This window comes from Halorubrum sp. SP9 (assembly GCF_005435015.1).
Lineage (GTDB): Archaea > Halobacteriota > Halobacteria > Halobacteriales > Haloferacaceae > Halorubrum > Halorubrum sodomense.
Genome location: NZ_SGXU01000175.1, coordinates 1 through 825, shown reverse-complemented (window position 1 = coordinate 825; position 825 = coordinate 1). Strand labels below are relative to the sequence as shown.

Sequence of the window (825 nt, the reverse complement as noted above, 5' to 3'; positions counted from 1 at the left end):
CCTCGACAGCATTGACTTGCGGGTCGTCCACACTGGTCGCCACAAGCGCATCACCGCCGATGGTGAGTGTTGTTTGGCCGTCAACGGCGACGACTGGTTCGAGCAATTGCCGGAGATGTGCCCGTGGTACGTCCACCTCAAGGTGTGGTGGGCTCGGTGATGACGTCGGGAGCCACGAGCGCATTACCACAACAAGTTAGTTATCACACATATACTTTGAGATTCAGCGTGGTATTTGCCCAGAGTCACCTGCGGCCCTCACAGCGAAATGAGGGTCTCTACCGCAAACTAATGGCTGTGCCAGATTGAGGGAGGATCTGGCCAAACGTCTACCCTGTGACGGTCGAGGTGGCACTATCGGCGTCTTGTTGACTGTTGTTGGGTTTGCTACGGTCGCATTCTCTCTGAACTGTGGACGACCTCGTAGGGTGTCACGTCGGATGCCATCGGTGAGATACGACCGTCTTATATCGCTGTCTGAACCGTGAGCTGGAGCAGTTGTGGAAGCAATACGCTGATCGCAATTTGGCTCCACATTGTGAACGTTGCTGGATAGACACGTGTGTCTCGAACTTCTTTGAGGCGGCGCCGCGCATCGTCTAACTTGTCTTGATCGACAACTTTTGAGTTGTTAATATCGTACGGGTTTTCGATTGCCTGATGGAGTTCAGCCTCTAGTTCCCGGATTCGTCGCTCCTTCTGTGCCGACATGAGCTGGTGGATGGTGTACATCGAGTACGCAATCGAGAGCAGCCCAACGAACCACGCAGCCGAAAAGAAGACCAGCTCAAACAGACCAGGCACGTACCCATCTACCGAAAGCAG

The 825-nt window shown here is 54.2% G+C and carries 1 pseudogene; it reads right to left on the bottom strand.

The features are described 5' to 3' along the window. Positions 1-465: 465 nt before the first annotated feature. Positions 466-825: pseudogene (locus EXE45_RS19865) on the bottom strand (hypothetical protein); the annotation flags it as partial.